This window comes from Paenibacillus sp. FSL H7-0326, assembly GCF_001955535.1.
Lineage (GTDB): Bacteria > Bacillota > Bacilli > Paenibacillales > Paenibacillaceae > Paenibacillus > Paenibacillus shunpengii.
Window position 1 is genome coordinate 23,444 of record NZ_MPVN01000006.1, and the last position, 25,778, is coordinate 49,221.

Consider the following 25,778-nt stretch of genomic DNA (forward strand, 5'->3'; position numbering starts at 1 on the left):
GGAGGTTAATTCAATTTCATCGCTTAAATGAGTTATGAAATTGATGGAGTGAGGGTCACAGGATAATGGTTAATTCATAATATGGAAATGTTTAAAATATTGGAAACGGCTATGGATGAGGAGAGACATGATGGTGAAATTGCGCAAACTGACGGCAATTCTATTAATACCTGCACTTATTTTGCTAAGTATGTATATGGCCCCCGCTGCTTCTGCGGATGCGGTAGAGGGGGATATTATTGTTATACTCGGGGAGGATTTGACTGCGGCACAGAAGGAACAAGTGCTAGCCGATCTGGATGCCCCTGCAGATGCGATGACAATTCAGGTGACAAATGAAGAAGAACATAAATATCTGGGTAGTCATATGTCTAAGGCACAAATCGGAAGCAAGGCGCTAAGTTCCGCTAAAATTGTAATCGGCAAGCCCGGAAGCGGCGTGTCAGCAACTTCCAATCACATTAACTGGGTAACCAACGATATGTACCTTAATGCGATGATCACAGCGGGTGTTAAGGATGCTCATGTTAGTATTACCGCACCATTTGATGTATCAGGTACAGCTGCACTGACAGGGATTATTAAAGCATATGAAACAACGACAGATACCCAAATCCCGGAGGAGCAGAAGCAGGTTGCTAACGAGGAGATCGTAAAGACCGCACAATTATCCGATTCCATCGGAGCGGAAGAAACGACGACGCTGATGACGAACATCAAAGAGGAACTCGCGCAAAATCAGCCTGAGACGAGAGAAGAAATGCAAACTATGATTGTTAATATTGCAAATAATCTTAATATCACGATTCCGGAAGCTCAGCTGAATGGATTAGTCGATCTGTTTATGAACATGAAGGATGCGAATATTAATTGGAATGCAGTAGGAGATCAGCTGGAGCAAGCCAAACAGCAGTTCACTGATTTTATAGAGTCAGAGCAGGGACAAGGCATTCTGGCAGCGATTAAAGACTTTTTTGTAGGACTGATCGAAATTATTAAAGGCTGGTTCTCCTAATTGAATAGAATATTGTAAGAGAGCACTGCTTTCAGCGGATGGCTGCGAATCATATGCAGGCATCCGAGGAAGGGTGCTTTTTTGTTATTCAGTAAAATATTTTAAAACATAGCAGCAGTTGAACTTGTTGATTACATATGGGAACTGAAAATTGACTTCCTGCTAATACCTGCCTCAAAATAAATCTCAGCTCGAAAGGAAGATCATAGGTTATGCGTAAAGTGATCACCAGATGTGTTATCGCTTCTGTCCTCCTCCTCACCTCTTGTTCAGATCATGCTGATAAGGAGAAGGAGACTGAGGATGCATATAATACACAGCAGATCCACAAGCCCGATAAGAAGCAGCAGGAACAGCTGGAGGACCATGTCGCAACGCCTAATCAGGATACCACTCGCGAGGAATTGACAAGCCAATCAATGCCAGAGCTGCCTCGTGCTCAGTTGACCAATAAGGTTGAACTGGAATATATCGAGTACGACAGAGATGTAGTGTCATATCAAGACTTAAACAAAAGACCTGAGCTTGAAGAATGGCAAACCGCTGAGATCCTGGAATGGTATAACCGTATAGTACCCGAAACACTGGAGCAGGCAGGTCAGCTAGAGCTAATACCAACTGTGCAAATGGCCATTCAATTACCACGGAATAAGGAAGTCAAGGTATTATATGCGATTACCTCTCCTGATAAGGTGTATCTGCAGCTGCGATCATCTGAAATAATAACGTACAGAACTGACGCAGAGGATATCAAGCTGCTTCTGGAGACACTAATATTGGATGGACCTTATAAGCCCATTGAAGGTATAGAATATCGGGTTCTAACCGAGGAGTATCTTGTGAATGACGATCCGGACAATCCGGAAATCAGTATATTTTATCGAGAATATAGAATGTATAAGGATTATAGAACTGGGGATACTCATTCGTTTAGTTTAGAACGAGTTGAAAATATAAGTGAAGCGAAAAGAGCAATGAAAGGATTCGGTGATCTCAAGCTTCCTCCTAACACGATTGTCAGTCCAAAGATATTGAAGCAATGGCAAGCCGAAGGATATTATCCTGTTCAGGAATATTCCGAGGAGTCTGAAAGAGGGCTGACTTATGATGATCTTCTTGAACGAGGCAAATAGCCGATGAGGTAAAGTAACGCGGCGTATTATCGAAAGTTTGATGGCCAGTTCCAAAAGTTTGACTGTACCGCTTCAATTCAGATAAAGATCTAAGAGGTAGATAGCAATTTAGGATAACCCCCGTAACTGCTTACGGGGGTTATTGCTGCATGGATCCGTCTTTGTCTGCGTTAAGGACTACAGCCACTTCTTCGCCCATTGTCCAATGGAGCTCAAAGCACGTGCAAGCTCTGTCCCTTTGCGGGTAAGTGAATATTCGGTACGGACAGGTCGATCAGCAATGACATTCCGAATGACAATGCCTTCTTCCTCGAGTTCTTTCATTCGTTCGTTCAGAACGCGTTTGCTTAAGTCGGGGATAACAGCATGTATTTCACTGAAACGCTTGGGCTCCTCCATTAAGGTGTGAACAATAGGCGCAACCCATTTCCGACCAATAATTTGATACGAACGCGAGACTTTCTCACACATCTGCATATGATTTGACGTCGATTGTTCATCCATTTCAAGGCCCCCTTATGCACTTGATTATTAAAAGTAACTTCTATTGTACATGGAGCTATTCCAGAAAGTGAAAAAACAGTTATTAGAATTATTTATAGAATACCATGGAAAGCGCTATCATAACAGAAAAATTTTATTGTTCACAGATTCGACATTTTTTGTTGACGAAAGGTGTCAGCTGGGTGTATGATAATCACGTTAATTCATTTGGTTACAAATAATAACCAACATCGAACGGAAATAGTAATTTCTTATAGGTAATACATGTGGTGTTGATTATGGAAATAAGTGCGTATTATCGTTGCGTAATTTTCACATGATAACTAGCGCACAATATAGGTAGAGACACGGGAGGCATATCAGAATGGATTCAATGACTTTTGTCCTGTTCGGGGCTACTGGCGACTTAGCCAAGAGAAAAATTTACCCAGCACTATACAACCTGTATGTTGATCAAAAAATGCCATCATCATTTTCTGTTATTGGTCTAGGAAGAAGAGAAGTGTCCGATGTGGATTTTCAGGCGAGAGTTGAAGCCTCACTTCATACATTCTCTCGCCGTTCTCCAGAGGATGCCGCTAAGGTACGTGATTTCCTAGGCGCTTTTCGTTATACATCGCTTAACAATACCAAGCTTGAAGATTACAAGAAGCTGCTTGAAGTGGTTGAAAAACGTGAGCAGGAGCTTGGCATTCCACAAAATCGGATGTTCTATTTGTCGGTTGCTCCAGAATTTTTTGAGCCCATTGCCGAAAATATCAAAGAGAGCGGGCTCGGTTCAGGCCGCGGCTGGAAACGGCTTATCATTGAGAAGCCATTCGGTCATGACTTGGCATCTGCAATACAGCTGAATGAGAAGCTGAACAGTACTTTTGCAGAGGAAGAGATTTACCGTATTGACCATTTCCTCGGTAAACCCATGGTTCAGAATCTTGAGGTACTAAGTGCAACGAATTCTGTCATGCATGCATTGTGGGGAAATCATTATATTTCAAATGTGCAAATTACCGCAAGTGAAACCGTAGGGGTCGAAGAGCGGGCAGAATACTATGACCATACTGGAGCCGTAAGAGATATGTTCCAAAATCATATGCTGCAGCTGCTCATGATGATCTCACTTCACCTGCCGAAGAAATCTTCTCCAGATGAGGTTCGTGCGAAGAAGAGAAATACGGCACAGTCTTTGATTCCGCTGGATGAAGAAGCACTTGATCGGCATATTGTAAGAGCGCAATACCAAGCAGGTGATTTACAAGGTAAACCCGTAGTTGGTTACCTGGAAGAGCCCGGTATTGAAGCAACTTCCAAGAACGACACGTATTTCGCAGCACGCTTGTTCCTGGATGATCCATTCTGGACAGGAGTTCCTTTCTATATCCGTACAGGTAAACGTCTGAGTGAAAAATCGACACGAATCGTAGTTGAGTTCAAGCAGCCGCTAAGTGCGGGAACGTCTAATGGTGAATCGGTATCTGCTAACTTGCTTACCATCGATATTGGACCGAAGGAAGGCATGCGCCTGACGCTGAATTCTAAGAGCCCAATGCATCATGATACGATTGAGCCGATGGAGCTTAGCTTCAATTCCTCGTATGACAACGTACCTGAAGCTTATGAGAACCTCATTTTTGATGCGCTTCGTGGTGATGCCACATTCTTCGCGCATTGGGATGAAGTAGAGCTGTCATGGAGATGGGTCGAGCCGATTCTTAAAGCCTTTGCTGCAAATGAAGTTCCACTTCACTATTATGCGGCGGGAACAGAAGGTCCAGCGGCAGCGGAAGAACTGCTTGCACAGGACGGAAATCGCTGGCATTAATCATTGTTCTAAAACGTTATCCGGCTGATATGCAGCCGATGACATAGATTGTTGGACAAAAAACAGAGAAGATCTAGGAGGCAACATACATGAAGGTAGGACTTATTGGATTAGGAAAAATGGGATTAAACCTGGGGAAAAACTTGATTGATCATAAGCATGAAGTCGTGGCTTACGACTTGAATGCAGGTGCTGTCGAAGAAATGAAGGGTTACGGTGCAGCAGGTGCTTCTTCTTACAAGGAAGTTATTGATCAGCTGGAATCACCGCGCATTCTGTGGATCATGGTTCCGCATGCTGTCGTGGATAGTGTTATTGCTGATCTTACTCCTCTGCTGGATAAAGGGGACATCGTCATTGAAGCAGGTAACTCACACTATAAAGAATCCATTGCCCGCTATGATCAGCTCAAAGCGCACGGCGTTCATTTCATGGACGTAGGTACTTCTGGCGGTATGGAAGGCGCAAGAAACGGCGCTTGTTACATGATCGGCGGAGACGAAGAAGCATGGAGCATCGTTGAGCCTCTGTTCAAAGATACCTCTGTAGAAAATGGCTATCTGTATGCTGGCAAAGCAGGCAGCGGTCACTTCCTGAAAATGGTCCATAACGGTATCGAGTACGGTATGATGGCTTCCATCGGGGAAGGCTTCGAAGTGCTTGAGAAGAGTGACTATGATTTTGACTACGAAAAAGTAGCGCGTGTATGGAACAATGGATCGGTTATCCGTTCCTGGCTGATGGAGCTTACAGAGCGTGCATTCTCCAAAGATTCGAACCTAGACGAAATCCGTGGAGTGATGCACTCATCCGGTGAAGGTAAATGGACGGTTGAAACGGCATTTGATCTGCAGGCAGCTACACCGGTTATCGCTCTGTCCCTTCTGATGCGTTACCGCTCCCTTGAGAACGATACGTTCACAGGTAAAGTCGTTGCTGCACTTCGTAACGAATTTGGCGGACATGCAGTAGAGAAGAAATAAGAATGTAGTTCACTTTGAATGGATAGGGATCTAAAGGGAAGAATGATCTCTGTTGATGTATCATATACACTACGAACTTATCCTGAGAAGGAATTTCGCTTTTGAGCGAGGTTCCTTCTCTTTTGTTTTTTATGACCAGGCTTACAGCTTGATCTTCTTTTTTGGAACCTGACTGCATAAGGATAAATGGACACACCTCTCTTGAGGGAGGAATGCGAAGCATGGCATTCAAACGAGGAAGATGGCGTACACAGCGTCAAAAAACCGGGGGTCAGCGTAAAAAGTGGATTTTGATTGTACTGTTGGTGATTGTCATTGTGACCATCCAGTCCATTAGTTATGTGGAACGGAATTTGAAGCCCCCTATTATGCATCTGGCAAAAATCAGAGTGAAGCAGCTTGGGACGGAGGCCATTAACAAAGCGATTACGAGTCAAATCTCTGCAGCGGGTCCTTCTAACGAGCTGATTGATTGGAAGACGGATGCGGAGGGGAAAATCAGCGGATTCATGCTGAACTATAACGAGCATATGCGGATAACCTCGAGCGCGTTGTCTGTCGTTCAGACCACACTTCAGGAAATGGAGACGATTGAGGATCACGTTCCTGTAGGGCAAGCGCTGGGCAGTCCACTGCTGTCCTCCTTCGGACCCAAAGTTCCGATTCGGATCGAGCCGCAAGGCGCAGTCAAGGTTGACCTCAATACAAGGCAGCAAAATGCCGGCATTAATATGATTCTGGTCGAGGTATACATTCATATTGTGGCAGAGGTTGCTGTTGTCGTCCCTCTGGATATGGAGCCGGAAGTGGTCGACACGGAAATTCCGATTTCGTATTTGTTAGTTGTAGGGGATGTACCCATGTATTATTACGACGGCGAGGGCAATCCAGTTGGAGAGAATGGAGCTAACGCGCCAAGTATTGCGATCCCATCCCTGCCAGGCGGAACAGTGCCTAATACGGGGGTAACCACTCCAGACGCAGGAACAACTGTCCCTAGTGAGGAGGAAGAGAGCGAGCTGTACATGGAGGAGCCAGACTTATCCTTGCCAACAGGTAACGAGTGAATTCATATCTAATGAAAGAACTCGCAGAACAGGAGTGAGTACTTTTACTCTTGGTTCTGCGAGTCGCTTTTATTTTTTGCTGTTCTTCTTGGCTTTACGTGCCCGATACTCGTCATTCTCCCATTGTCTGAGTGAAGGATAAGGGTCAAACGACCACTCAGTTAAGCCGCTGTCACGATAAATACCATAATGCAAATGAGGAGGGAATTTCCCCTGCGTACCCGGCTTGCCGTAACCTGAACTGCCCACCCATCCGATGGTTTGTCCTGGAGTGACCAGACTGCCCACATGAACCGATTTATCAAAGCCTGAGAGGTGTGCATAATAGTGATAATGGTTATCCAGGTCTCTTATTCCCACACGCCACCCTCCAAATGGATTCCAGCCTTTGATCTCAATGACCCCATAGCATGTACTTCGAACAGGATATCCATGAGGTGCAAACAGGTCTGTTCCTTCATGAATTCTTCGGCCGCCCCAGCTTCGGCTCGTTCCCCAGGTGCTGCGATAGGAGTAGGAATTGCCTATCGGCAAAGGAAAAGCATGCTGAGCAAGATCAAGCGTATCAAAATGCTTATAAATTCTCGCAAATTGCTGGATGCGCTGCACGGATCTCGAATTTTGATAATACTCCCACAGGGCAATACCTAGATCGTCTGAGGATAAACCATACTTGGATGTAATTCGGGCCATGCTGTAGAGGACATCATAGTCATTGTTGGGATCGGCGATATTGTCACCAGTACCATCTAAGCCATATCCGCCGAATACCTCGATGGATAATGGATTTCGATCTAAAGAATCTGGATTTAAGATACCGGACCAGAGCTGAGGTTCAAAAAACACCCCGGTCAGCCGCTCTTCATGAGCGCGGTCCTTCGGATGTGCCTTCGTCATCGTACGCTCGTACTGATCAATGGCCGCCAAGTAATACCATGGAACACCGCTGACTGCGCTGATTTGGTCATACAGAATTTTGCGTTCCTTATAGATCTCTTCTTTGGCTAGAGGTTTCGTCTCTTCACTTTTTGCATACACATCGGTTACTGACGAAGCAAAGAGGGAAGCGGATATTATCAGTGTGACGCCGAGGTTCAACCATTTTTTCTTCTGAATCCGTATCAAAAAAGCCAATCCTCCTTTCGTCATATTTTTCATTGTATTTAGGTTCACACATCAGCATCGTTTTTATCCGTCTTTACAGAAAAAAGCTGGAGTTTAAGTCCTACAAATTATTTCAATTTGGAGCTTATTCCCATAAATCCATGTTATAATGTGTTCCATGCGAAAATTCCAACTTGATATAGAAAGAAGGGTCTCTTTTGGCGAATAAAGTAAAAGAACCAAAACCCGATTGGATCAAAATCAAGCTGACGACGGGAGATAATTATCAAGAAATTAAAGATATGATGCGTTCAAAGACGCTGCATACGGTATGTGAAGAAGCACGTTGTCCGAATATTTACGAATGCTGGGCTAATCGAACAGCGACTTTTATGATACTGGGAGATATTTGTACAAGAGCCTGCCGATTCTGTGCGGTTAATACAGGGCTGCCTACAGAGCTGGATTTGAAAGAGCCGGAGCGAGTAGCGGAAGCAGCAGAACAAATGAACCTGAAGCATTGTGTTGTCACCAGTGTGGCCAGAGATGATCTTGCAGACGGAGGAGCTTCCATCTTTGCAGAGACCATTCATGCCATTCGCCGAAAACTGCCTTTTTGCAGTGTAGAGGTATTAATTCCGGATTTTCTCGGAAATGAAGAGGCTTTAAAGATCGTGATGGACGCTAAGCCCGACATCCTTAATCACAACATGGAAACGGTCGAGCGCTTGTCTGACAAAGTTCGGGCAAAGGCCAAGTACAAGCGATCCCTTCAGCTGCTTGAACGTGCCAAAAAAATGCAGCCTCAAATTCCAACGAAGTCCAGCATTATGCTCGGATTGGGGGAGACTTGGGAAGAAATACTGCAAACGATGGATGATTTGAGAAGCGTAGACTGTGATATTATGACGATCGGTCAGTATTTGCAGCCTTCGGACAAGCATCTGTATGTTGAAAGATACGTAACACCAGAAGAATTCTCCAAGCTTAAGGACGAAGGCCTCGCTCGCGGCTTCAGCCATGTTGAATCAGGGCCAATGGTCAGAAGTTCTTACCATGCACATGAACAAGTTAAGTCTGCCGCGAATGCTAATAATGTAGTATGATAAGAGCAGGCCTGAACCTATGGGCGGTTTGGATAGAAAGGAAGGAAGACGGTTTTGATTCAGATTAGCGGGAAAACTTACGAAGTATTACAGGACTATCGAAATGGTTGGAATCCGGAAGCCTTTCGTGACCGGTATAGTGAAGTCCTGGAACGCTATGATTACATCATTGGGGATTGGGGCTACAATCAACTCCGGCTCAAAGGCTTCTACCGAGATAACCATCCAAAAGCGAACAAGGATACATCGATAGCGGGAATGGTTGATTATATTAACGAGTACTGCAATTTTGGGTGTGCTTATTTTGTGCTACAGAAACTTAAGGAACCTAAAGAAAACAAAGAACACAAAGATAACAGCAGCAAAGAGCATAAAGAATCCAAGGCTGTGAAGGAAGCAAGAGAGTCCAAGGAAGCTGCAGAGCCTAAGGAAGCCAGCGAAATTAAGGAATCCAAGAATTCTAAAGAAACCAAGGACAAAGAGAATATGGAAAAAATAAAAAGCAGCTCCTTATAAGGAGTTGCTTTTTATTTTAGTCCAAAAATGCAGTTCGAACCCGATCCCAGAACGGATATGGACGATATCGGGCAAAGCTGACCTTCTGAGTAGAAACCTGACATTTCACAGAGATCAGATCGTCTACTGTTAAGTTCACATGGTCAATGGTCAGCAGCAGACGTTGAGATTTGCGAGAGAAGATGTCGCAATGATGATGCTTCGGTAGAACGATTGGCGAGCCTAATGTACGGTAGACCCGATTATTAATGGATGCAATCTCTGCAATCTGCATCGCTTCAATGGTCGGATGAACCATGGCGCCGCCGAGGGCCTTATTGTACGCCGTACTTCCCGATGGAGTGGATACACAAATCCCGTCACCACGGAACATTTCAAATGTGACATCGTTAATATCGACCTGGGCAACCACGGTGCCGTCTACACCTTTTAACGTGAATTCATTAAGGGCGATCATAGAACTCACACCGGACTTGCGGCGAATCTCCAGATCAATGAGCGGATACTCGACGATACGAGGGGAACGGGCAGCATCCTTATTTCCTTCAGCCATAAGCTGTATGAGATCCTCAAGCTCGTCTGCTTTCCAATCTGCATAGAAGCCCAGATGGCCGGTATGAACGCCGACGAATGCGATATCAGGAATCCGGTCTGTGAAGGTGTGAAATGCTTGCAGCATGGTTCCATCTCCACCGATCGATATCACAATTTCCGGTGATTTGGCATCGAGAGTAAACCCATGCTCCTTGGCCAATTTATGAAACTGCTGGGCTAAATCAATGGATAAAGAGTCTCCTCTGTCCTGAACATAATATCTCAAGATGAAAGCTCCTTTGTCATCAGTATAACTCGATGATATCCAATTTCAGGAGAGAAAACAATCAATATGCGTAAAGTTCTAGACATTACCTGAATCTTGAAGCGAGCCGTTGGAGGAGGATGCAGACTAAGGTCAGCACAAACAAGAAGAATATTATTACTAAGGTGAGTGCAATTTGATAAGGGACAGCCTGGAAGATGGCCGATGGGTATGGAAGGGAATGAAAGTGATCAGGCCACAGCATGAAGGATGATGTACTCTGATCAGGCATGACCAATTCCCAGCAGAGAAAGACAATCATCCCGGATAGCAATGCATGGACAAGTCGTGCCATCAAGAAAGGTGCATATCGTAATGGAGTTGGGTTAAGGATACTGACAACCTGCGCATGAACGGAGAGTCCTCCCCAAGATAATACACAGGCAGCAGCAGCCACTTTATACATTAAAGGTATGTCTGCAAGTGTTCCTGCATAGCGAGCACCGAGTGTAACTTCGAATAACCCGCCTACCAGCGCTTGAGAAATCTCTGGCGGCAGCCCGAGAGTCTTAAGCATCAGCTCCACTGTATGATACATGCCGGCCATCAGCCCTGCTTGAGTGAAGACCTCTAGTATAACGCAAAAAAAGACAACCAGGCCACCGACGACGGTAATTAGCTGCAAAGATGATTGTATCGCCTGCCTAAGCAATTCCCCCATCGTTCTACCGTCCTCGATGCGTGCCTCATGCATTGCCTCAAAGGCAGCACGGAGTCGATGGGATTTCACATCAGATGGATCTGATTCAGCAGTCGAGTGCGAATCTTTTTTTCCGTGAAACCGCATTAGCAAGCCTACGATCAGTCCAGCTCCATAATGTGCAATAGCCAGCATAAGTGCCACGGCGGGAAGCTGAAAAAAACCGACGGATACGGCTCCGATCAGGAAGATGGGATCAGATGTTGTCGTAAAGGCTACCAGACGTTCGCCCTCATCCCGGGTAATCTGCTTCTTCTCCCACAGCTTGGCCGTCAATTTGGCTCCAATCGGATATCCTGAAGCATAGCTGATCGCAGCAACAAATCCTCCGGTACCGGGGATACGAAATACAGGTCTCATGAGTGGATGCAGGAGTGCGCCTGTAAAATGAACGATGCCAAGCCCGAGCAGCAGCTCAGAAATGACAAAGAACGGAAATAAGGAAGGAAAGAGAACGTCCCACCAGATGGAGAGACCGCGAACCCCTGCATTCCACACCGCTGTCGGATAAATCATCATGAATATGCATATAATGAAAAGGGCAAATACGATGCTTAGTGGAATAACTAGACGTTTCATGAGCATTAGTTCCTCCCGTAACTTCCGTTTCTCATCAACTGAGTCTAGTTAATATATGATCGTTATTGGACAAACAGGACAAAAAAATAAAGTAAGCGTTTCCAAATTAGCTGTAATTTAAAGTATTCTATGATAATATATATTTATTATAAGAAATAAGACTAAAGTCCTTTTTCAAATGTCGGATTTTCAACTTTTTTGAGGATGGAGTGATGTCATGATGGGAATTATAGCCGGTGTACTCGTCTGCGCTATCGTGTATGTGATGCGTGAAGCTCACACCCATCCGGGTGAAGAAGATTGGCGCAGCTATTAACTGAAGGGATGCGTCAAACAACGCTGCTAAGAGTTACTCGATGGTGTAATCTTTATAAGACAAGAGACCTATGAATGAAGAGGCTCTTGTCTTTTTTTGTCTCTAGGGCTAGGTAAATGAGGGATTGTATTTAGTTATGCGGAGCGAAATGATAAAATAGCTTCAAGCTGATTATAGAAAGAAGGCGCAATCGTTATGGATCCTAACAAAACGCTATATGAAAATCTAGGCGGGGAAAAGGGAGTTCGGGCTTTGGTGGAAGCATTTTATCCCAAGGTGCAGCAGAATGAACTGTTATCCCCTTTATTCCCTGAAGATATCGATCCTGTTATGGAAAAGCAATATATGTTCTTAAGTCAATTCTTTGGAGGTCCGTCTCTGTATTCAGACGCTTTTGGTCATCCGATGATGAGGGCAAGGCATCTTCCTTTTCCTGTTACGGAAGAACGAGCTCAGGCTTGGCTGTCCTGTATGGCAGCAGCTCTGCAGGAGCAGGATTTGCCCGATTCTGTAAGGGAGTTTACTCTGAAACGTCTCTCAGGTCCGGCTTATCATTTCATTAATACCCCGTCACCATAAACAGGGATCAAAAAAAACGCCAATCTCGGCGTTTTTTTGATGATACCAGCAGGCTTTTGTGAGTACTTAGCCATATAATTGCAACGAAGCGAACATTATTTACGAAGCGGCTGATCAGCCAGAAAATAATCCTGGTCATTATCGAGCAGTGTGACCCGATTATTGCAGCAAGGGAAGACGAGAAGTTTCTTTTTGCCTTCGCGAATGCGAATCAGTTCTTTAGGTTTAAGCGGGAGCAGCACATTCTCTTGATCGCAGAAAGGACAGTACTGGACATAAATATCCCCCATCACGATATCATAAGGCCAGGTGTTCTCAAATGGAATCATGAAGTCGTCGTATCCTTCTCGTTGTTGGGAGAAGATCCTGCTTGATTCTGCTCCTGCTTGGCTTCCTCTTTGGACAGCTCAGCCAGCTTCTGCATAAGAATGTGCTGAGGCATATGCATCAGCTGCTCGATGGGAATTCCTAGCTTCTTGGACAATGTGACTGCGGTATCGGCTGATATTTGTAAAGGTCTCATCAAGTTCCCTCCGGTAATAAACAATTTAATCAAAGTAGGTTAATCTAAATTCTGATATAGTATTAGTTATACACCTTGAATTAACGTACTTCAAACATGTTTTGTGTATTTTATTTTAATTTTTGAGAATGAGGTGGAGAAATAGTGAGTAATACACTTGCGCAAACCTGGGATTTGGAATCCGTTTTTAGCGGCGGCTCATCCTCAGCATCTTTTGCTACTTATTTGAAGCAGCTGGATCAGGATATCACTGTTTTGGACAAGGCAATTAAAGAATATCAAGTGCCGAAGGCTATAGAGGATACATATGCTTTGGATTCTTTGCTTGACCAGCTTCAAGATGCAGCGGCGAGATTATATGAAGGCTCTTCATTTACCGCTTGTCTTGGAGCTCAGAATCAGGATGACAAGAAGGCCGTACAGCTAAGCGGTAAGATTGCTGCCTTATCCGCAAGACTGGCCGGTGTTCAGACGATGTTTGACAGCCTTTTTGAAAGAACGCCTGATGCCGTGTGGTCGGCATGGATGGAACGCCCTGAAATTCAGCCAATTTCGTTTGTGCTAAATGAGAGCAGATTAAAGGCCAAGGAAAAGATGTCTCCTGAATTAGAGAATCTTGCGCTGGATCTTGCCGTTGATGGTTACCACGGCTGGGGAGAATTCTATGATACGATTGTAAGCAAAGTTCGGGTTCCATTTGAAGAGAATGGAGAAACCGTATATCTATCTGCTGGCCAAGCAGCTAACAAATTGCATGACCCAGACCGGAATGTGCGGGAGAAGCTGCTGCAGGACTGGGAGAAGGCGTGGAGCGATGCGGCAGATTACTGTGCGGATACGCTGAATCACCTGGCTGGATTCCGTCTCAAGTTGTATGAAAGACGCGGCTGGGATTCAGTACTGAAGGAGCCTTTGAGCATCAACCGCATGTCTCAGGACACACTCGATGCGATGTGGAACGTGATTACACGGGCTAAACCGACACTAGTGAAGTTTCTGGAACGCAAGGCGCAGCTCCTGGGGGTCGAGAAGCTGTCTTGGGCAGATGTGGATGCTCCGATAAGCTCCGCTACTGAGAAGATATCGTATGATGCTGCTGCTGCGAATATTGTGAATCAGTTCCGCAAATTCAGCCCAAGGATGGCAGAGTTTGCTCAGCATGCCTTTGATCATCAGTGGATAGAGGCAGAGGACAGACCAGGCAAGCGGCCAGGGGGCTTCTGTACAGGACTTCCTGTGAGCAAGGAAACCCGCATTTTTATGACTTATGCAGGCACAGCCTCCAATGTTTCCACTTTGGCTCATGAGCTGGGGCATGGGTACCATCAGCATGTGATGGACGATATGGAGATCTTGAATCAAAATTATGCCATGAACGTTGCAGAGACAGCGTCAACCTTTGCAGAACTCATCGTGTCCGATGCACTGATCAAAGAGGCGAAGGATGAAGAGGCTCAAATAGCATTGCTTGAAGAGAAGATACAGAATTCAATTGCTTTCTTCATGAATATTCATGCCCGCTTCTTGTTCGAAACTCGCTTTTACGAGAAACGTAAAGAAGGACTTCTTAGCAGCAGCGATTTGTCCGAACTGATGGAGGAAGCTCAGCGCGAAGCGTATTGTGACGCACTGGGGACGTATCACCCTACTTTTTGGGCATCCAAATTACATTTCTACATTACCGATGTGCCATTTTATAATTTTCCTTATACTTTTGGATACATGTTCAGTATGGGGATTTACGCACAAGCGCAAAAAGAAGGCAGTGATTTTGCTGAGAAGTATGACGCGTTGCTGCGGGATACGGGCCGCATGACGGTAGAAGAGCTTGCTGAGAAGCATCTGGGTACAGATGTAACTAAACCTGCTTTCTGGCAAGGTGCTGCTGATCTCTGTATTGCTGATATTGAGCAATTTTTACGTATGACACAGCATCGAGTGTAATAGAAGTTTGAAGAAGTTCAAGTTATTACTTATGAGTAGGACCTCGACAATTTATGTTGAGGTCTTTTTTCTATATTTCGATGAAAAACCATAAATTATATGTCGAATATTGAAGATGTACGAACTGCATATTACCAGATTTGTTAGGTATAAACGCAAAAATTAGTATATTATTCCTAATTTAATATCCATTTGTTGTATTAAGGAAAATATTGTCATATACTGAGTCACAAGCCCTATATAAAATAGGTCTAATATGCTAAGGAGGTAACATATGATCTCACTAGATCAACTATCACTGCCTAGACAGCTGGATATGGTATTTAAGGAGCTTGATGAAGAGCTGAAAGGAATGGATTCTGGAATTGTATTTGTGCAAATACGGAATAATGTGATTGGTAAATTCGGTATTAAGCATTATCCGGTTCAGTTGCGCAGCGAGATCCATCCTGCGACCGGATTGACGGAGATGCAGCGCGTTTCTTTTCGACAGATGGCCCTCGAAACCTTGAAGCTGAAGAGACACTGGACACATGGAGAAATTACCTATGATTTTGGAGTTCGACAAGGAATGATTGTAGTAGACGCCACGCTCGAGTCCAATTACAATTTAGCAAGCTTGATGATTCGCTATCCACGAAATACATATCAAGAGAAGACTTCTGGTTAATGCAGGAAGTGTCAGAAGAACGAATAGATTAGACCCAGCAGAAACTTGAATTACAACGAAACAAAGCGGCCCTCTGGTTAGAAGACCGCTTTGTCTATCTGCCATAGATCTCTTCTTACACGAACAACACTTTTCAGTGCATAATCATGTCAGAACAGCTTAGGCTAGATTTATGAGGAAAATTGCATCATTATTGACGACCAGCCAATTGCTGTTCAGCCAATTGAACAAGACGTTTTGTGATGTAACCTCCAAGAGAACCAGTCTCACGGGAAGTGTAGTTACCGTAGTAACCATCTTGTGGAATAGTTACACCAAGCTCTTGTGCAGCTTCCATCTTCAATTGTTGAAGAGCTGCAGTTGCTTGAGGAACGACAAGGTTGTTAGAAGATCTTCCATTTGCCATGTGTTGTCACCTCCTTTGTGCTTTGTGAGTTTAGTATGGTTTCAAAGAGATAAAATATACTCAAAATAGGATAAGGTAACAAGTGGAAAATTCGAGTACTCTCAACAGCAGCCACAAGAGTGATGAGGAACTAGGATTTAGATCGTTCAACAACAAAAAAGCAGCTGAAGCATATGTCAGCTGCTAGTGCGTATTCAGATCATTTATTTTGCGTGTTCAGGCTGTATTATCTCAATTGCGGTATGAAGTGAGACTGACTCTCCAGGCTCCATATGAATCAAGCCAGTGAATTCTGTATCCTTGTTCAGATTAGGTGCGTCGGGAAGCCAGGTGTAGGGCTCAATACATAAATAATCACTGGCTTCGCCTTTGGTGAACAATACCCAATGCTTAAAGGAATCCTTGCTGGCTGTATATTTAATCGTATATCCATCATTACGCTGCAGAACAGCAGTATCCTGCTCCATATTTGATCTGTAGATGGTGTCCAGATTTTGTCCTGCAAGACTGATGCCTTCAGGAAGCTCTGCCTGAGCATCTAAACTGGCTAATTCACCTGTGGGCAGCTGTTCTTCATTCAGCGTATATATGCCTGTAACAGGTAAAGATATATTCCAACGTTCCGGTTCACCATCAAGCAGGAACCAGGTATGGTAGCCCATTCCAAAAGGAATAGCATGGCTGCCAAGATGAGTAATACGAAGCTGCTGTGTCAGGAGGGAGCCCTGTAAACGAAATGTCATCTCGAGCTTGAGCGGTACAGGAAAATGCTCCATCCACAGCTCATCTTCTTGAGTCTTGAATTCAGTTGTGACGGTGCATCCTTCTTCGTCTTCTTCAATATCACTGACGCACCACGGCTGTGTGCGGTGTAATCCATGAATATGATTGGAATGGTTGGAGTTTTGGGCGAATTGGTATTCGTGGCCCGCATACTCAAAGTGACCTCGGCAGATACGCCCTGGAGGAATCAGCATCGGAACGCCAAAATGGTAAGGTTTCTGAAGATAGAAAGCGAGATCCTGTTCATCTGGTCTTCGAACAACTTCTCGATTCTGAGCTCGATCATAGATGGATATAATATTGTTACCGAGGCGGGGCAGCAGGGTGACTTCAAGATCACGGCTGTTTAAGGTGTATGTATCATAGCCGTTCCAAAGTCCTTTGGTCACTTGTTTCATTTTATTTACTCCTTTTCCCACAAAAAATCAAAATACAACTTAAGTACAATTCGTAAGAACAAACTTAAGACTATCATATCAGATAATCAAGCCGGGCTGTGAAAAAGGATCTGTCATTTCCCAATGAAAATAATGTAATCTTTGGGAAATGGAAAGTCACGATTGACAATCAGAGCAATAGATGCTTATGATATAGCAAAGCTCAATTGTAAGATGACGAGCGCCAGATCATACAAATTAAAGCGATGATGAGGATAAGTAAGCTTAGCATTAGCAAGTACAGAAAGCCGGTGGTGGATGCGAACCGGTATTGCATGCTTTGTCTGAATGGACCTCAGAGCTCCCGGGCACAACGAGAAGTAATGTTCTTCTTTAGTATGCCGGACGATGGTTTCCGCGTTAAGGAAAATAAAAGGCTGATGAATTTCAGTGAATTAGGGTGGCACCACGGTCTCACGTCCCTTTTATGGGATGTGGGGCCTTTTTGTGTTTCTCATGAACCAAATTAGGATTTGTTTAGGAGGAAAAAGAAAATGAAAACTGTTTTTTCAGGTATTCAACCCAGCGGCAAATTAACACTGGGCAACTACATCGGCGCCATGAAAAATTTTGTAAAGCTGCAGGACGAATATCATTGTCATTTTGTTGTCGTTGACCTGCATGCGATCACGGTTGCACAAGATCCTGCCGCATTGCGAGAGCAATCCAAGGATGTTGCAGCCCTCTATCTTGCAGCAGGCATTGATCCGAAAAAAGCCAATGTGTTCCTTCAGTCCCACGTACCCCAGCATGCAGAGCTCGGATGGATGCTAACCACGCTGACCGCAATGGGTGAGCTTGAGCGTATGACGCAGTTTAAGGATAAGTCTCAAGGTAAAGAATCAGTAGGTGCAGGATTGTTTGTATATCCTTCATTAATGGCTGCAGATATTTTGCTGTACAATGCGGATCTGGTGCCCGTAGGTGAGGATCAGAAACAGCATCTTGAGCTTACAAGAGATCTGGCACATCGTTTTAACCATCGTTATGGTGAATTCTTTACCATTCCTGAGGTCTATACACCAAAGGTAGGAGCACGTGTCATGTCACTGGATGATGCCTCCAAGAAGATGAGCAAGAGTAATCCTAACCCAGGCAGCTATATTTCCCTCCTGGACACACCGGCAGAGATCCGTAAAAAAATCAGCCGTGCGACAACAGACTCTGATAGTGTCGTCCGTTTTGATCCGGAGAACAAACCGGAAGTCAGCAACTTAATGAGCATTTACAGCGAATGCTCAGGCCTCTCATTGCAAGATGTAGAGAAAAGATTCGAAGGACAGATGTACGGCGGCTTTAAGAAAGAGTTGGCCGAAGTCGTGCTGTCCGTTATCGAACCGATGCAAGAGAGATACCGTGAGGTTCGCGAATCAGATGAGCTGATGAACATTTTGAACGCTTCCGCGGAACGGGCTCGCGAGGAAGCATCCAAAACACTGGATGAAGTCAAAAAAAGAATGGGATTCGTACTTTAACAAAAAGAGCAAAGAAGGGCTTGTGATCTCGAAAGATCATGCTCTTCTTTTTTTTGCCTTTATAACAAAGCCCCATCCAATATTAGCAACGGACAAGACAGCGAACAGCAGAGCAAACCACAGGGAATGGCTGAGAGATACGGCAGTTGCCATAAGCAGAAGCATCGAAGAGATCGCGAACCAAGCGGACAAACCTTTACTCATCATTTTGTAAAATACCTCCAGATCAAAGTTTTTTGTAAAAAAGAGAATAGCGTCAGATAGTAAGAGACATAATATTTTTGCAAGCTTGCACAGCACATAATAACAGCATGAGAAGCGAAAGGAGATTACACATTATGGCATCTCGTTCTAACAATCTGGTAGTTCCACAAGCAACAGCAGCTCTTCAACAGCTTAAAATGGAAGCGGCTCAAGAACTGGGTGTAACCATTCCGGCTGACGGCTACTATGGTAACTACACTTCCCGTGAAACCGGTTCACTTGGTGGATACATCACAAAACGTCTTGTGCAATTAGCTGAACAACAACTGTCTGGCCGCAGCGGCATGTAACATAGACAGATATAATTTGAGGTCATAAGCCTAGAGCGGCGCAAGCCGTTTTAGGCTTTTTGTGTGTTAATCCCTTTGTGCTGATTTTGCCTGAATAAACCGCTTTCCGTCAAGAACAAAAAACGGCCTTCACAGGCCGTTTCATGTCAATCGTACTAAATATTCGAGCTGATGGAGAGCTTCTTCTCCATTTTGTCTTCACTGAGCCAGCCGACGTAAGAGCTGATCGGCTCATAGTTTTTGTCCAAGACGACACAGGCGACAAAAGGATATTGCTTGCGATGCCGGTATCTGACATCCCCCCAACGGACAAAGTATCCGAAGCTCAGCTCTTCCACCTCTGCGACGGCAAAGGACGTGAAGTAGAGGAAGGCTTGAATATCAGGATGTTCTTTGGATTTAGCGACTGCCGGGTGGTCTGAAGAAACGGCGTGCTTTTTCCAAGTGAGCTCATTTCCGTCCAGCTTTCCGATTTCGTAGCTCCCATCCACATGGGCTTTAACGACATGCCAGCGGTTCAAATGGATTGTCGGGATGACATAATATTTGTCGCTGGATTTGGAAGCAGGGTCCATCCGTCTGACATGAGCCTTTCTGGCGAAGTGAACCCAAGTGCGCCAAATATAATAAAACGCTAAAAATATATACAGCACAGTGAAAATCTCAGCAGGGTGGAATACCCCGAAGGCCCACAGCAGGATGGCTGCGATATGGGTACCGAATAAAACCGGATCGAAGATGTGAATGATATTCCATGAGATCCACTTCTCCGTAATCGGCCGCAGCGCTTGTGTGCCGTAGGTGTTGAAGACATCTGTGAATACATGGACGCATACGGCGATTCCGGTCCAGAGAGCGACATGCCCGATTGGAACATCCCTGAATAGAAGTGCAATGGCGGCAGTAATCAGCACAGTCCATATAGCAAGAAAAGGAAGCGAATGTGTAATGCCGCGATGGTTACGTATATAAACGGCATTGTTTTTCATACGAAGCGCCGTGTCGATATCAGGTGCTTGTGAACCAACGACGGTTCCGATCATAACGGCAAAGGCAAGCTCAGGATTAGCCGCAACTACCGGATCGACGTAGCTGAGTCCGGCAAGTCCTATGCCCATAACAAAATGTGTAGCGGTATCCATCTAAGGTATTCTCCTTTGTTATTGGTATAAACGATAGCTGTAATACTTGTTTTTCCTAAAAATGATCTGTTCAATTAGTAGATGCCCTATTCACACATCCTGTATTCGATGAAGTAAGATAAGCCATAAATTTAGATAAATTTGTCATATCCTATTCATATTTGCAAGATGAATGTCAAAGACTTTCTTTTTTTGTTGTGATAAAATTTAGTGCGGAGGCCATAATTCCCCTCCATATGACGCAAAGCAAGGAGGATTATAGAAGCGTGAGTAATCGATATCGAGCCTCTTCCGATACGGCAGCGCTCTCAACCCGGCAAACACCGCCGCAAGAGTCTGTCACTTGGAGAGACTTCGTTACATTGGCTAAACCCGGCATCCTCCGGAGCAATCTTATTGCCGCTTTTGGCGGATATTGGCTTGCTTCTCAATGGGACATTGACTACCTCAAAATGATAATAACCATGCTCGGAACGGTTCTCGTTATGGCTTCAGCCTGTGTGTTCAATAACTACTTTGATCGTGAGCTGGATAAAAAAATGGAACGCACACGGGATCGCGCACTTCCTACCGGGAAGCTTACTCCGCAGCTCGTGCTCGCTTATGCATTCATCCTGGGCATTGCCGGACTAGCCCTATTGTTTGCTTTTTCCGGCTGGCTGGCAGGTGTACTCGGCATATTTGGGATGCTCATATACGTAATTGTATATACGCTGTGGCTTAAGCGCTCCTCAACCTGGAGTACTTCCATGGGAGGCTTCTCTGGAGCAGTGCCGCCTGTCATTGGATATGTTGCTGTGACGGGGACAGTAGACATGGGTGCGATTCTGCTCGGTGCCATGCTGTTTTTGTGGCAGCCGCCACATTTCTGGTCTCTTGCCATTCGCCGTTTGGAGGATTACAAGAATGCCGGCTATCCGCTGCTTCCGGTAGTAAAAGGAGTCCATCGTACCAAAATACAGATGCTTCCTTATTTGATTCTTCTGGTTCCCGTGCCGATATTAATGTATGTCTATGGATATACAGGCATCATTTTTGCGAGCGTATCCTTAGTACTGTCATTAATATGGCTGTTCCTCGGCGTTCAAGGCTTCTGGGCCAGAGACACCGATGCATGGGCCAAGAAGATGTTTTTCTTCTCCATCAATTATTTAACCATTAGCTTTATTCTAATGATTATCGATACCGTACGCCAATAGATTCATTGCTGAGCCCGGTATGAACAGTAATTACACTTTCAGTGAAGAATTTAATCAATGAGCATATAGGAGTCCCTGTCAAGCGTACCGTTGAAAGGACTCCTTCTTTTGTAAAGTTGGCTTCAAATTTATTACATGCTTTGGGGATAATGTAAGATGAGGAGAGAGAATATTATGGCATTGCTTAGAAAATACATATGGACCTGGATATTGCTGCTGATTGCTGCAGCGATGGCTGGTTATCTAATCTATAATGCGCTTGATCTGGGGGAAGAAGCATTTCCGGTGGCAGGGGAAGTAACGGACTTTAGTATGGAAAATGTAGATGGGAGCAACGTTTCACTTGCGGATACAGAGGGGAAGGTACGGCTATTTTATTTCTATTTTACAAGCTGTCCGGACGTATGCCCGGTAACGACATTCTCCATGTCGCAAGTGCAGGATTTGTTGAAGGAAGACGGTACTTTTGGCAGGGACGCGTCCTTTGTCTCCATCTCATTTGATCCGGAGGTGGACACGAGAGAGAAGATCAAGGAATTCGCTGATCGCTTCAAGGCAGATTACTCAGGCTGGTATTTCTTGAGAGGGGATGCCGAACAGACGAAGCAGCTGGCAAGAGACTCTTTCAAGATTATTATCGAAGGAGACAAGGCAGATAACTTCGTCCATGCCAATTATATCGGTCTTGTGGATAAGGATAACAATCTTCGGAAGGTGTATAACGCATCAGATATGGAGGCGGCAGCTCCGGATGTTATCGCAAGAGATGTCAGGACACTGGTAAATGAGTAGAGCTTCCTTCGACTAGAATACCTCTGGATAAATAATAAAAGCCTCAAGGCCCGCTTTCTCCAGCTGTGCGACCAGATACTCATCAGGTGTACCCTCGACACCCGCATAACCTCTTCTCGTATATATTTGCTCTGCATCGGGAAAGGTGTCGCGCAGCATGGCCCTTATTCGTTTGCCTGAACTATCATTGTCCATGAACAGATACACTTCATCATCCTGAACGCGCTTGCGAAGCGTCTCCAGCTTCTCACTGTTGAGCGTACCGAAAGTGCATAGGATGGATATTTCGGGATCGAGCAGCCTGCGGAGCTTGCTGCGGTCGTTCTTACCTTCAACAATGACATGAATCGGCATCGTATGCTTCACCTCTAGTATGTTAAATATCGAAATTCCCCGGGAAATGTTTGTTTATATTTTAGCGCAATTTTGGAATTTGATGCAAAAAAGGTCTGCCGTAACGGCAGGCCTCTTTATGTATGCTTCCCATCGGATCCTTAAACATGCTTGGCTTCCGGATGGGACAGAGTAGACGCTTTAAACTTGTTAGGGAATGGAAGGAGGAGCAGTCCAAGCATTAGCACAATAAATGCAAGAAAGTACGGTGATACGTCCATACGAATTTGTCCTGCAGCGATCGGTCCGACGAAGGAGCCGAGTGAAGTGGCTATCGACTGGATAGAGAACACTCTGCCAAGCCGCACACCTTGACTAAGCTGAACAAGCATGGAAGCCAGTGCAGGAAAGATAATTCCTTTGGAAGTACCCAGAATAAACAGAATCAGCCACAACGGAATTTGGGGTGCAGCGGCCATAAGAAAGAAGCTGAACGCCATGAGCAAAACACCGCTTGCCAGCCTCAGGGTTGGTGAATAGCGATTGAGAAAGAGCATACTCAGCGTCCCGAGAGCACCAAGACTGATGATCGAAAATAACAGACCCGTAGATAGGATGGAGGCCGACCCGCTGCCTCTAAGCGGCAGTTCAAAGAAAAGAATGCCTTGAGCACATGCGACAACCAGCGGGAGTACGAAAAAACGCCATGAAATCGGAAAGAAGCGACGATTCGGGCTGTCTTCTGTCGGTGCAGGTGGTGAATTTGCTGCACTCGTTTTTACAGCCGGGAGTGTGAAGTATGCCATAATTCCGGTAATGATCAGCAGGATACCGAGACTCTGGAAGGTGCCTGAGAAGCCGATACCTGCGACGATAAATGCTCCTGCAGCCGGAGAGACAACAGAAGCTAAAGTGTGAACCACGCCATGCCCAGACATATATTTGCCCTGTGTGATGGGATCCGATGACAGCTGGGCAAGAAGAGTCATACAGGCTGGAGACAGAAAAGCAAGCACAAAGCCGCTGATGGCCCGGAGGGCAAGCAGCTGCCAAGGCGTAACGACTTGGGATTGCAGGAGCAGTACGATTCCAGCTGCAGTTAAACTGAAGATGATATACCGCCGGCTTCCGTGCTTGTCAATCTGGGTGCCTGCAATGAGATTACCAGGCAGATGGGTAAGCGAGTAGATCCCCATCATCCAGCCTATAAATGTAGGTACGGCTCCAAGTGAGAGCGCAAAGGGTGTAAGTATCGGATATTGAGCATGCAAATCAAAAAAGGCGAGAAAAAGAAAAAGATAGAGCCATACGGCCGTTTTCAAACGAACTGCACCTCCTTTTTCGAGTCGAACAAGCATAACCACACATGATATACTTGTACGCTGGACAAACGGGTCTTATACCGTTTTTTTCCACAAGCTCGCGCTTATATGACAGGGATATCGGTAATCATGTATAATATTCGGGAGATTGAACCAAGAGCAAGGCAGGAGTAACCTCGATGAAGACACAATCTTAAATTGACCGATAAAGTGGTACAGAACTAGAGTGTGAAAAAAAGGTGGTCAAGTGGATGGATATTGAAATATGGAAAGAGTTTATTTCGCAAAATTGGCTTGTTATCGTGATTGCGCTGATTCTGTTGTTCGTCGTTATTAATGTGCTGAGGACTATGCTCAAATGGGCCATTGTCGTCGTGATTGTTGCGGCACTTATCATCTATAGCGGTGTTTCATTTGAACAGATTAGAACAGTCGTCACTGATGTTGGTGCCAGCACGATGGATACGCTTCGAACAGAGGCCGCGGAGCTCATGCAGAAGGAAGCGGAAAAAGCGGAGTATACAGTGAATCCGGACGGTACCTTCACCATAACAAGTCCGAATGTTGAAGTGAGCGGCAAGCAGGGCGAGGATAAGGTTAAAGTGTCTGTCCGCGGCATATCGCTCGGGGAGTGGAGTGTTAACGATACGGTTCAATTGTTTATGGAAACCGCTCAGAATCAATAGCTGCGTTTTTAGTTTTAGAGCTTTAGATAGGCAAGAAAGCAGGTGAATTATGATTGATGCTTGGATAGGGAGCGTGAAGGAGGGGAACCTCATTACGCTTGTTCTAATGATGATTATCCTTATATCGCTGTTGCAGGGCTTTATCCGGGGAGCTTCTCGTTCGGCAGGCACACTGGTGAACCTGATTACAGAGGGTGTGTTCACCATCGTCGGAATCGCAGGTGCTTTCCTGCTATCCTTGAAGCTGTCTCCTGCGGTACAGTCATGGCTATCGGGCTACAGTGAGGCGATGCCGGATCGCGATTTAAACACATGGGAGCAAATATATTACACCGTCATTACGGCACTGGCTGATTTTCCGCTGCTGCGGTTTGCTGTGCTGTTCGTTATCAGTTACAGCATCATTCGTTCCATTCTAAGTCTGATCGGCGGGTTCATCAGAGGAATTCCATCCGGTGAAGCTCGCCGCAATCCAGGCTTTCTCAGCCGATTAATGGGGGCGGGCTTCGGTGCTGTCGTTGGAGCAGCAAGATGCGTATTGGTTATTGCACTGCTGTTCATTGTAGTCAGTCTGTATCCTAGCAGTTCTTTCAGCAATTATGTAGAGTCATCACCGATGTATCAGCAAGGAGCGAAATCCGTAATAGAGCCCATATCCGGGACTCTGATTAAGGACAAGCTTCCGGTTATCAGCCAGGCTGCTCAGAAGGAATTTAACGGCATGATGCAGCGCAGATATGAGGTCATTGACCGCAATATTCCTGAGGATATCGAAGGAGCTGCGGCTAAGATTGTGGAGGGTGCTGCTACAGATGAGCAGAAGGCAAGAGAGCTCTATCAATGGGTAGGAACCCGAGTTGAGTACGATTATGGAAAAGTCGAGGATTACGAGCAGCGCGGCATATGGAATGAGCAGACGCCTCAAGATACCTTCGATACGATGATGGGGGTATGTATTGACTACGCGAGGCTCTATGCGGTAATGGCTCGTTCACAGGATCTCGAGGTGAGAGTCGTTACAGGCCTTGGTTACAACGGTCAAGGCGGCTATGGGGCTCATGCCTGGAATGAAGTATACCTGAGTGAACAGGATACTTGGGTCCCTCTTGATCCGACATGGGCAAGCAGCGGTGACTGGTTCAATCCGCCTCATTTTTATGACACCCATATCAAAGATCAGACTGTCTAAATAGGCTGCCGGGTATATTTCGGAATAGCAGGAAAGGGTAGTA

The 25,778-nt window shown here is 45.2% G+C and carries 28 protein-coding genes and 1 other annotated feature; of the genes, 16 read left to right on the forward strand and 12 right to left on the reverse strand.

Annotated features, from left to right (window positions below; translation table 11 throughout):
• Positions 1-127: 127 nt before the first annotated feature.
• Positions 128-1,015 carry a DUF1002 domain-containing protein gene (locus tag BK126_RS23710; RefSeq protein WP_256703023.1) on the forward strand — a complete coding sequence of 296 codons (888 nt, stop codon included), beginning with the start codon at positions 128-130 and terminating at the stop codon, positions 1,013-1,015.
• Between the two features lie 212 nt (positions 1,016-1,227).
• Complete coding sequence (locus BK126_RS23715) at positions 1,228-2,148, forward strand: hypothetical protein (protein WP_076314986.1); 921 nt, start codon at positions 1,228-1,230, stop codon at positions 2,146-2,148.
• A 177-nt stretch (positions 2,149-2,325) separates the two neighbouring features.
• Here BK126_RS23715 and BK126_RS23720 read toward each other — a convergent pair whose 3' ends face one another.
• The gene (locus BK126_RS23720; RefSeq protein WP_076314987.1) at positions 2,326-2,652 is read right to left on the reverse strand and encodes a winged helix-turn-helix transcriptional regulator; all 327 of its coding nucleotides are present in this window, start codon (positions 2,650-2,652) and stop codon (positions 2,326-2,328) included.
• Positions 2,653-3,016: 364 nt separating this feature from the next.
• Here BK126_RS23720 and zwf point away from each other — a divergent pair, with 364 nt between their 5' ends.
• From zwf to yunB, 3 genes are all read left to right on the forward strand, one after another.
• Complete coding sequence (zwf, locus tag BK126_RS23725; RefSeq protein WP_076314988.1) at positions 3,017-4,471, forward strand: glucose-6-phosphate dehydrogenase; 1,455 nt, start codon at positions 3,017-3,019, stop codon at positions 4,469-4,471.
• A gap of 89 nt (positions 4,472-4,560) precedes the next feature.
• Positions 4,561-5,454: a phosphogluconate dehydrogenase (NAD(+)-dependent, decarboxylating) gene (gene gnd, locus BK126_RS23730; RefSeq protein ID WP_076314989.1), complete on the forward strand. Its 894-nt coding sequence runs from the start codon at positions 4,561-4,563 to the stop codon at positions 5,452-5,454.
• Between the two features lie 221 nt (positions 5,455-5,675).
• Positions 5,676-6,521 (forward strand): sporulation protein YunB, encoded by an 846-nt coding sequence (yunB, locus tag BK126_RS23735; protein ID WP_076314990.1) that lies wholly within the window; start codon positions 5,676-5,678, stop codon positions 6,519-6,521.
• Positions 6,522-6,590: 69 nt separating this feature from the next.
• Here yunB and BK126_RS23740 read toward each other — a convergent pair whose 3' ends face one another.
• The gene (locus BK126_RS23740) at positions 6,591-7,646 is read right to left on the reverse strand and encodes a M23 family metallopeptidase (RefSeq protein WP_256209885.1); all 1,056 of its coding nucleotides are present in this window, start codon (positions 7,644-7,646) and stop codon (positions 6,591-6,593) included.
• Between the two features lie 197 nt (positions 7,647-7,843).
• Between BK126_RS23740 and lipA the strand changes: the two genes are divergently transcribed.
• Complete coding sequence (lipA, locus tag BK126_RS23745; protein WP_076314991.1) at positions 7,844-8,731, forward strand: lipoyl synthase; 888 nt, start codon at positions 7,844-7,846, stop codon at positions 8,729-8,731.
• Between the two features lie 54 nt (positions 8,732-8,785).
• Positions 8,786-9,247, forward strand: a complete 462-nt coding sequence (locus BK126_RS23750) for a YutD family protein (RefSeq protein WP_076314992.1) — start codon at positions 8,786-8,788, stop codon at positions 9,245-9,247.
• A gap of 16 nt (positions 9,248-9,263) precedes the next feature.
• Here BK126_RS23750 and BK126_RS23755 read toward each other — a convergent pair whose 3' ends face one another.
• Both BK126_RS23755 and ylbJ read right to left on the reverse strand, forming a co-directional pair.
• Complete coding sequence (locus BK126_RS23755) at positions 9,264-10,067, reverse strand: NAD kinase (protein WP_047913524.1); 804 nt, start codon at positions 10,065-10,067, stop codon at positions 9,264-9,266.
• A gap of 85 nt (positions 10,068-10,152) precedes the next feature.
• Positions 10,153-11,391, reverse strand: a complete 1,239-nt coding sequence (ylbJ, locus tag BK126_RS23760; RefSeq protein ID WP_076314993.1) for a sporulation integral membrane protein YlbJ — start codon at positions 11,389-11,391, stop codon at positions 10,153-10,155.
• Positions 11,392-11,896: 505 nt separating this feature from the next.
• Here ylbJ and BK126_RS23765 point away from each other — a divergent pair.
• Positions 11,897-12,280 carry a globin domain-containing protein gene (locus BK126_RS23765; protein ID WP_076314994.1) on the forward strand — a complete coding sequence of 128 codons (384 nt, stop codon included), beginning with the start codon at positions 11,897-11,899 and terminating at the stop codon, positions 12,278-12,280.
• A gap of 95 nt (positions 12,281-12,375) precedes the next feature.
• Here BK126_RS23765 and BK126_RS23770 read toward each other — a convergent pair whose 3' ends face one another.
• Positions 12,376-12,609 carry a hypothetical protein gene (locus BK126_RS23770; RefSeq protein ID WP_076314995.1) on the reverse strand — a complete coding sequence of 78 codons (234 nt, stop codon included), beginning with the start codon at positions 12,607-12,609 and terminating at the stop codon, positions 12,376-12,378.
• The gene (locus BK126_RS23775) at positions 12,606-12,803 is read right to left on the reverse strand and encodes a YycC family protein (protein WP_076314996.1); all 198 of its coding nucleotides are present in this window, start codon (positions 12,801-12,803) and stop codon (positions 12,606-12,608) included. The genes BK126_RS23770 and BK126_RS23775 overlap by 4 nt, the downstream gene beginning before the upstream one ends.
• A gap of 144 nt (positions 12,804-12,947) precedes the next feature.
• Here BK126_RS23775 and BK126_RS23780 point away from each other — a divergent pair, with 144 nt between their 5' ends.
• Positions 12,948-14,747 carry a M3 family oligoendopeptidase gene (locus BK126_RS23780; protein WP_076314997.1) on the forward strand — a complete coding sequence of 600 codons (1,800 nt, stop codon included), beginning with the start codon at positions 12,948-12,950 and terminating at the stop codon, positions 14,745-14,747.
• Between the two features lie 274 nt (positions 14,748-15,021).
• The gene (locus BK126_RS23785; RefSeq protein WP_076314998.1) at positions 15,022-15,417 is read left to right on the forward strand and encodes an O-methyltransferase; all 396 of its coding nucleotides are present in this window, start codon (positions 15,022-15,024) and stop codon (positions 15,415-15,417) included.
• Between the two features lie 190 nt (positions 15,418-15,607).
• Here the strand turns inward: BK126_RS23785 and BK126_RS23790 are convergent, their stop codons facing one another.
• Positions 15,608-15,823, reverse strand: a complete 216-nt coding sequence (locus tag BK126_RS23790) for an alpha/beta-type small acid-soluble spore protein (protein WP_047913531.1) — start codon at positions 15,821-15,823, stop codon at positions 15,608-15,610.
• A gap of 203 nt (positions 15,824-16,026) precedes the next feature.
• Positions 16,027-17,004, reverse strand: coding sequence for an aldose 1-epimerase (locus BK126_RS23795; protein WP_076314999.1), 978 nt, complete (start codon positions 17,002-17,004; stop codon positions 16,027-16,029).
• Positions 17,005-17,240: 236 nt separating this feature from the next.
• Positions 17,241-17,470 (forward strand) — a binding site (T-box leader).
• Positions 17,471-17,537: 67 nt separating this feature from the next.
• Here BK126_RS23795 and trpS point away from each other — a divergent pair.
• On the forward strand, positions 17,538-18,518 hold the full coding sequence (gene trpS / locus BK126_RS23800; protein WP_076315000.1) for a tryptophan--tRNA ligase: 981 nt from the start codon (positions 17,538-17,540) through the stop codon (positions 18,516-18,518).
• Between the two features lie 36 nt (positions 18,519-18,554).
• On the opposite strand, the gene BK126_RS29540 is transcribed toward trpS, so the two are convergent.
• Positions 18,555-18,725: a hypothetical protein gene (locus tag BK126_RS29540; RefSeq protein WP_177178821.1), complete on the reverse strand. Its 171-nt coding sequence runs from the start codon at positions 18,723-18,725 to the stop codon at positions 18,555-18,557.
• A 131-nt stretch (positions 18,726-18,856) separates the two neighbouring features.
• Between BK126_RS29540 and BK126_RS23805 the strand changes: the two genes are divergently transcribed.
• On the forward strand, positions 18,857-19,072 hold the full coding sequence (locus tag BK126_RS23805) for an alpha/beta-type small acid-soluble spore protein (RefSeq protein ID WP_076315001.1): 216 nt from the start codon (positions 18,857-18,859) through the stop codon (positions 19,070-19,072).
• 155 nt (positions 19,073-19,227) lie between these two features.
• On the opposite strand, the gene BK126_RS23810 is transcribed toward BK126_RS23805, so the two are convergent.
• Positions 19,228-20,214, reverse strand: coding sequence for a metal-dependent hydrolase (locus BK126_RS23810; RefSeq protein WP_076315002.1), 987 nt, complete (start codon positions 20,212-20,214; stop codon positions 19,228-19,230).
• A 266-nt stretch (positions 20,215-20,480) separates the two neighbouring features.
• Between BK126_RS23810 and cyoE the strand changes: the two genes are divergently transcribed.
• On the forward strand, positions 20,481-21,413 hold the full coding sequence (gene cyoE, locus BK126_RS23815; protein ID WP_076315003.1) for a heme o synthase: 933 nt from the start codon (positions 20,481-20,483) through the stop codon (positions 21,411-21,413).
• Between the two features lie 174 nt (positions 21,414-21,587).
• A complete protein-coding gene (locus tag BK126_RS23820; RefSeq protein ID WP_076315004.1) occupies positions 21,588-22,205 on the forward strand; it encodes an SCO family protein in 618 nt (205 codons plus the stop codon).
• A 12-nt stretch (positions 22,206-22,217) separates the two neighbouring features.
• On the opposite strand, the gene BK126_RS23825 is transcribed toward BK126_RS23820, so the two are convergent.
• The gene (locus BK126_RS23825) at positions 22,218-22,559 is read right to left on the reverse strand and encodes a toprim domain-containing protein (protein ID WP_076315005.1); all 342 of its coding nucleotides are present in this window, start codon (positions 22,557-22,559) and stop codon (positions 22,218-22,220) included.
• A 140-nt stretch (positions 22,560-22,699) separates the two neighbouring features.
• The gene (locus tag BK126_RS23830; RefSeq protein WP_076315006.1) at positions 22,700-23,860 is read right to left on the reverse strand and encodes an MFS transporter; all 1,161 of its coding nucleotides are present in this window, start codon (positions 23,858-23,860) and stop codon (positions 22,700-22,702) included.
• A 251-nt stretch (positions 23,861-24,111) separates the two neighbouring features.
• On the opposite strand from BK126_RS23830, the gene BK126_RS23835 reads away from it, so the two are divergent.
• Positions 24,112-24,546: a hypothetical protein gene (locus tag BK126_RS23835; RefSeq protein ID WP_076315007.1), complete on the forward strand. Its 435-nt coding sequence runs from the start codon at positions 24,112-24,114 to the stop codon at positions 24,544-24,546.
• 49 nt (positions 24,547-24,595) lie between these two features.
• The gene (locus BK126_RS23840; protein ID WP_076315008.1) at positions 24,596-25,735 is read left to right on the forward strand and encodes a transglutaminase domain-containing protein; all 1,140 of its coding nucleotides are present in this window, start codon (positions 24,596-24,598) and stop codon (positions 25,733-25,735) included.
• Positions 25,736-25,778 lie beyond the last annotated feature (43 nt).